We start from the raw sequence: 7,197 nt of genomic DNA, 5'->3' as shown, positions 1-7,197 counted from the left end.
AACCTCACCACAACAAGCCCTTTCAAAAAAGGCATCTATGTATGGGATGGAGAAAAGTGGACAGAAGCAGCCGAAGGAGCCGATAGCGGCTCAGGAGGCGGTAAAAAGTGGTTCTACATGCCTGCCTTTAACCTACCCATGGATGCGAAAGGCAGCAAGACCTTCGACCTTTATGCCGAATACCAAAAGCAATTTACTCAGTCATTGAATACTACCTTATACAAAACTAGTAATTCATCGGTAACAACTGTCCCCGCACCTGAGATTGGAACGCTTTATACCCGGACACAACTCGACTACGTAGTGGTGAATTACGATGCCAGCGTGGTAACGGTAAACTCAATAACCAACCAGGGCGTTATGACGTACAACGTACTTGATACCGACCCATTACCCACCGCGTTTATGACTATTGTGTTTGTAGTTAAAGAATAAATCAAAAATCAATAATATGAAATACAGAATAATATATATAGCCTGTCTGCTCTCGATTATCGCCCTTTCCGGACAGGCACAGAAAGAAGCTAACAACTGGTTTTTTGGAGAAAATGCTGGAGTAACATGGAATACAACCCAATCTATGGGTTGCTTAGGAATAGGTGGAACGGAAACTGCGACTTTACATGGGCTTCCGACCCCGTATCCGACTGAATTAACAATACCTATAAATTTAGTTGAAGGGAGCTTTTCGCTTTCAGATCCTAATGGAAACTTACTTTGTTTTTCTGATGGAATGACTATCTGGGATAACTCTTTGCAGGAAATGCCAAATGGCACAGGATTAACCGGACATCATTCTTCAGCTCAATCAGGTATTATCATACCCTTTCCAGGACATATCGATCAATATATAGTTGTTACTGTATCAGAATATGTTAATAATAATTTATCTTATTCAATAGTAGATATGAGGGCCGAAGGAAATGGAACGACGACTGCTCCATTGGGAGATGTGATATCTAAAAATAATCTTTTTCAAGGACATTTAGGGAAAACAGGAGAGGTACTTACTTCTGTCAAACATGCCAATGGAGAAGATTATTGGGTAGTAGCTGCCGGTAGGGATATAAGTCCTACTTATCTGAATGCTTGGTTGGTGAGTGCAAGCGGCGTATCCTCTACTCCCGTTACAACTGCCATGCCTTTTACAAATACATTTAAAACTATTGGTGCTTATATAACTTTTTCGCCTGACGGAAAATATTTTGCATGGGCTACAGCTGCATATCAGCATCTTGTTTTCGGTGAATTTGATACAGCAACAGGCGTTTTTAGCAATGTAAAAAAAGTAGAGTATGATGGTAGCAATATTTCCATATACCCCTATGGTGTGAGCTTTTCTCCTTCCGGAAAATACTTATATGTTGGTAATGTAAAATCATTGAAAGTTTATGACTTTGCCAATTTACTTGCTGACATTTCTACCGAACCGTTAATCTATAATATCTCTAATGTCTACGCTCTTCAGTTAGGGCCTGATTGGCGAATTTATGCGGCAACTGCAGGTTCTGGGTTCGTCGTTGTAGACAACCCTGAAGAGTATGGCAATCTTAAACTATATAGAGCTAATGTTTTAAAAGGTGGCACATCTAGTAAATGGGGACTTCCTTCTTTCTCTCCAAGTTGGTGGAGTGTTTCCATCTCTGTCGACAAAACACTCCCGATATGTAGTGAAGAGGCTTTAACCTTTACTACTATACTTAATATTTCAGGAATAGAATCACAAATAACAAAAATTGTATGGGATTTTGGCGACGGTACTGTTAAAGAAGATACAAATATAAGCAGTAGCCAATACTCTTATACACATAAATATACGAAGCCGGGAACGTATGCCCTTACAGTTATACCTTATGCCGGTAATAATCCGATAACAGACAGAATAAAGGTCTTGCAAGTACCTATCAACCCTTGCGTTATGCCGGTAAATCCGAATATACACCTTTATTAATGGTGAACGATTAACAAAGAGTTCGTTAATATTCACCCTGTTTTGACGTAATGAAAAAAGTTTCATGCCGATGAGAATAAATTCTCACCCCGTTGAGAAAAAATTCTCATCCGCATGAGAAAAAGTTCTCATCCAGATGAGAAAAATAACATTCTTTGACATATTGGCTTACACCCTGCTGTGTTTCAGCACAATAAGGCTGTGAAGGAAATACAAGTCCTTTCGGATTTCTTGTCTTTCTATAAAAGTGTGTAAGCCAATTAAAAGAAAGCCTTATACGCTTTTTTTATGTGTAATTTTTAAAATAAAATAAATAGATTATGATACAGAAATTGAAACTTGTTTTACTGCTTGTAGCTGTGGCCGGAATAGGATCGGCTTACGGACAGGTAACGGTAGGCTCGGACGTAGCTCCGGCCAAAGCAGCGCTGCTGGAAATCAAAAGCCAGGCAGCCGATGCAACTACGAATGTAACGTCCACCAAAGGAGGCTTGGGTCTGCCAAGAGTGAACTTAGTGTCTACAACTACCTTACAGCCTTTCATCGGTACCAGCGATACCGAATGGAATAGTACCAATCAAGCTGCTACTAAGGCAGCGCATGCCGGACTGGTAGTGTATAACCTTACCACAACAGGCGACTTTAAAAAAGGAGTCTACGTATGGGACGGTGCCAAGTGGGCACAGATAGGAGCCGGAGGAGGTGATGCCACCGCTGCCGAAAAGTACTTCTACATCCCTTCGTTCAACATCCCACTCAAAGCAGTAGGACAAACAGACCAGATAGACCTGTATGCAGAGTATGTAAGACAGTTTACCCAGACAGGTAATACTAGCTTTGTAAGCAGTAATGCTTCGCTAGCAAAGATACCTTCAAAAGCGGCAGGTACCTTATATGCGGCAAATGAGCTGGATTATGTAGTAACCTATTACGACCCAAATACAATTGAAAACGTAACTGTTAGCACTGCAGGAAAGCTAAGCTACAAAGTGAAGTCACAAATCACCAGTCCCGCTTCATTCCTCAATGTGGTATTTGTAATCAAATGAAGCTAATTTGCAAACATATGAAACAGAAGATTATATTTTTATTATTTGTCTTTCTGCTGTCTGGCAGCTTGGTGCAAGCACAAACATTGCTGCCCGATCAAAAACTGCCCGATAATATTATAGACACAGAATGCTTTATAACACCAACAGCAACACAATGGTCAATGAAAGCAGTGGCAAAGTCACCTGGCAATAATCCGGTTCACGTGTGTAGTACTCCCTTAACCGGAGACATCGACGGTGATGGTGAAATGGAAATACTGGTGCGAGCCGCTACTGGCTTGACTGTTGAGAGGTCTGAGAAAATTAATATTTATGCTTTTAATAAGCAAACCCAAGCTTTGTATCTTAAATATTCAATCAGTATACCGAGTAGCTACTATCCTATCGGTAGTTTGACTATCGCAAATGTAAACGGAAACAAATATGCCTCTATTTTTTATTGCTCAGATAATAAAAAATTATACAAATACGATTTTGATATAACTTCGAAAAAATTTATCAAATCATGGGAACAGACTTATTCCACCAATAACTTACTCATTTCTGGAGTTCCTATTGTTGCCGATTTTAGCAATAATGGACGTGCTCAAGTTAATGTTTACGATAAAATTTATGATGCTGTAACGGGTGTCCTTCTCTGTAGTGCTGGTACTTTAGGCAACTCCTTTGGTAAAACGGGACATCCTATAAACGCTAATAGTTATATGTCAGCAATGCAAGCCGGAGATATTGATGGTGATGGTAAATTGGAATTAGTAGGTGGCAATTGTGTTTACGAAATAACCATTGCAGACCCGACCTCCGCTAGTACTTCCAATAAATTTGAGTTGTTAAGAAATGCCGATTCAAGAGTTGATATATGGGATGGCGGCACAGCATTGATAGACATGGATATGGATGGCCAGTTAGATGTTGTAGTATCAGGAAATTCAGTACTATCTAATAAAAATTCGATTTATGTTTACAATCCCCGAACTGGTAAAATTATGCATGACAACATGGTAAATGATTTACCAACTGCCCCACACGCCGAACTAAGATTCGGAATATCAGTACCATTTGTAGGAGATATAGACGCGGATGGACGACCTGAAATAGCTGTTTGCGCACATAAGACTCTTCGTGCATATAAATTGAACACAACGACTAAACAGTTGGAGTTGTTCTGGGAGATGCCAACAGCAGATGAATCCGGTTCAACTACCTTGACACTATTTGACTTTAATCAGACAGGCTATGCTCAGCTGATTTACAGAGACGAAGATAACCTGAGAATTATAGACGGTCGTGCCGGTCTTACAGAGAGTCAGAGGGTTTTAGCAACAATCGAAAATTTATTTTCTCCTACAATAAACGAGCAACCGGTTGTTGCTGATATCAACGGGGATGGGCAAGCCAACATTCTTGTAACAGGTGCGACCCAAAAAAAAGATGAGAATAATAATTCCTGGATATTTGGTGGGCATTTATATGTGTTTTCGTCAGGCGATCTCGATCAAAATCCTTGGGCTCCGGCTCGCACCGTATGGAATACGAACGCCTATAATGCTATAAATGTAAATGAAGACCTGACAATACCGAAAGTTCAGTTTAATCCGGCAACAGTATTTCCAGGCGATGATGGTGTATTAGGGACTTCTGACGATGTACGCCCTTTCAATAACTTCCTGCAACAACAGACTATGCTCAATACGAACGGTATGCCTATATGGCTGGCACCCAAAGGAGAAATTACAGGGACACCTACATTCAACTATAACGAACAGAGTGATGATCTGACTGTAACCGTTCAAGTAACAAACAGTGGTGAAGGCGTTTTTGTAAGTCCATTTTATGTATCAGTCTATAAAGACATGCTGGGAGGATCACCTAAGCACACTTATGAATATACCAATATAATAGAAGCAGGTGAAACTGTAAACCTGACATTCACTATTCCCGAATTTTCAAAGAATAATTGGATTCCGCACAATTTTATCATATTAAAAATAAATGATAAAGGGGATGGACTTAATCATCAAGAAGTCTGTGATGATTCACAAAGCCAAATTTACGGTAGTATTAATCCTATCGATGTTGATCCTGTCGAACAAGATATTTGTATAGGCAATGACGTAAGTAAACTGACATATAGCCTCACACTCCCATCAGCTACCTACCAGTGGCAATCGAGCAGAGATAACGTTACGTGGGCCGATATCCCTGCAGGAACAAATCAGAGCTATACTCCAACAAACCTAAAGCATGGTATAACTTACTATCGTGTGCTGATAAATGCAGACAAAACAAAAACTATGACAAGTGCTTCATCAAAGGTTAGAGTACGTAACTGCAGATTACCCGTAAACCATAACATCTCCGTAATGGGCTATTAATAAGATGGAAAATAGAATGCAGTCTGATATATCAGTTTGTCATAAAACGAATAAAAACCTTTTCCTAAAGGCGGAAGGCTTCAGGTTACTAAACCTGAATGCCGATGCCTTGTATGCTCCCGCCGGACGGGAATATAACCACCTATTATTGCTTATGGAAGGAAGCCTACAGGTGAGCTGTAACCAGTTTGTACAGCAGATAATACAGGCTAATGAATGTATATTGATACCCCTGGGGGCAAATGTAAAATGCAAAGCATTGTCGGAATGTAAGCTGGTGTGCTTCTCTTTTTACAGCCTTCCGGCAGACTATAATGGTCCCTATATGGCAGATTTGCACCATGCTGCCAGCGAGATGGAATATACCTTAAAACCCATCCCTCTGCGCGAGCCAATGCAGAAATTCCTGACTCTACTATTGGGATACTTTAACGCAGGAATAGACAATTTAGACTTGCAAAGAGTAAAATATCAGGAGTTTTTCCTCTCGCTGCAAGCCTTTTACAATACACAGGAAGTAGCAAGTCTGCTCTACCCGCTGGTAGGTAGCGACCCCACTTTCCGGCTGGATGTGTTGCACCACTACCGGAATGTAAACCGAGTAGAAGAACTGGCTGCCTTGCTGGAAATGGAAAGCCGCGCCTTCAGCCGCCGGATCAAGGAAGAGTTCGGACTCTCCCCTTACCAATGGCTCTTGAAGCAGAAAGCCGGGCATATTTATTTCAGCCTGAAAGAAGAAAAAGAAAAATCCCTCGAAGCTATCTGGCAGGAACATGGTTTCCACTATGCCGGACACTTCAGCCGCTTCTGCAAAGAACAGTTCGGGGTTTCCCCGCTAAAAATACGAAATGCCTCACGCCGCAAGGCGTGAAAGAAGAAATCTTATCTTTCTTAAGTTAACGCCAAGTTAATTTAAGGTTAGTCTATGGAGAAGGGAGGCCTGTGAAGGTATCCCTCTCATTTTTTTAAGGGAGGATAAAGGGGCTTTTAGTAAATCGTGTTGACTGCCTGGTGTTCTGTTCTGCACATTGTATGTTGCGTATCATAATTGAAATAGTTACATTTGTGCCAAAATTAGAACGTTATGAATATAGCACTTATCGGCTATGGGAAGATGGGGAAGACCATTGAACAATTTGCCGTTGAAAGAGGACACACCATTGTATCTATAATAGATGTAAATAATCGAGATGATTTTGATTCGCAGGCTTTTAAAAGTGCAGATGTAGCGATTGAGTTTACAACCCCCGACACGGCTTTCGATAATTATATGAAGTGTTTTGCCGCAGGTGTATCGGTAGTATCCGGCACTACGGGATGGCTGGATCGTTTAGAGGATGTCAAGAAGATGTGTAAAGACGAAGGGCAAACATTCTTCTATGCTTCAAACTTCAGTATCGGAGTAAATATATTCTTTGCACTGAACAAATACCTGGCTAAAGTTATGGATCGTTTCCCGGCTTATGATGTAAACCTCACAGAAACACATCATATTCATAAGCTGGATGCCCCTAGTGGAACTGCTATCACGCTGGCGGAAGGCATACTAGACAATGTAACACGCAAGAAAAGCTGGACACTGGGAGATGCCGCCAGCCCTTCAGACATAAGTGTTCGTTCTATCCGCGAAGGAGAAGTACCCGGTACACATGAAATTGTATACGAATCGGATGTAGACTATATTTCAATCAAACATCATGCAAAAAACCGTGCCGGACTGGCCTTGGGTGCTGTAGTAGCTGCTGAGTTTACTGCCGGAAAAAAAGGCTTTCTGACCATGGATGACATATTTACTTTTTAATATTGATTACAAATCTCT

Annotated in this window: 5 protein-coding genes and 1 pseudogene; all 6 read left to right on the top strand. The window is 40.9% G+C overall.

Annotated elements, in window-relative coordinates; genetic code table 11:
* Positions 1-435, top strand: a pseudogene (locus M2470_RS08845) (hypothetical protein); the annotation flags it as partial.
* Between the two features lie 16 nt (positions 436-451).
* Positions 452-1,951 carry a PKD domain-containing protein gene (locus tag M2470_RS08840; RefSeq protein WP_280744462.1) on the top strand — a complete coding sequence of 500 codons (1,500 nt, stop codon included), beginning with the start codon at positions 452-454 and terminating at the stop codon, positions 1,949-1,951.
* 320 nt (positions 1,952-2,271) lie between these two features.
* Entirely contained in the window at positions 2,272-3,000 is a 729-nt protein-coding gene (locus tag M2470_RS08835) for a hypothetical protein (RefSeq protein WP_280744463.1), read from the top strand.
* Positions 3,001-3,017: 17 nt separating this feature from the next.
* Positions 3,018-5,378 carry a VCBS repeat-containing protein gene (locus M2470_RS08830; protein ID WP_280744464.1) on the top strand — a complete coding sequence of 787 codons (2,361 nt, stop codon included), beginning with the start codon at positions 3,018-3,020 and terminating at the stop codon, positions 5,376-5,378.
* A gap of 4 nt (positions 5,379-5,382) precedes the next feature.
* On the top strand, positions 5,383-6,249 hold the full coding sequence (locus M2470_RS08825) for a helix-turn-helix domain-containing protein (RefSeq protein WP_280744465.1): 867 nt from the start codon (positions 5,383-5,385) through the stop codon (positions 6,247-6,249).
* Between the two features lie 213 nt (positions 6,250-6,462).
* On the top strand, positions 6,463-7,179 hold the full coding sequence (gene dapB / locus M2470_RS08820; RefSeq protein ID WP_280744466.1) for a 4-hydroxy-tetrahydrodipicolinate reductase: 717 nt from the start codon (positions 6,463-6,465) through the stop codon (positions 7,177-7,179).
* Positions 7,180-7,197: the final 18 nt, after the last annotated feature.

Source organism: Parabacteroides sp. PH5-46, from assembly GCF_029892785.1.
Classification (GTDB): domain Bacteria; phylum Bacteroidota; class Bacteroidia; order Bacteroidales; family Tannerellaceae; genus DFXE01.
The sequence above is the reverse complement of the archived record's forward strand: the minus strand, read 5'-3'. Positions and strand labels throughout refer to the sequence as shown.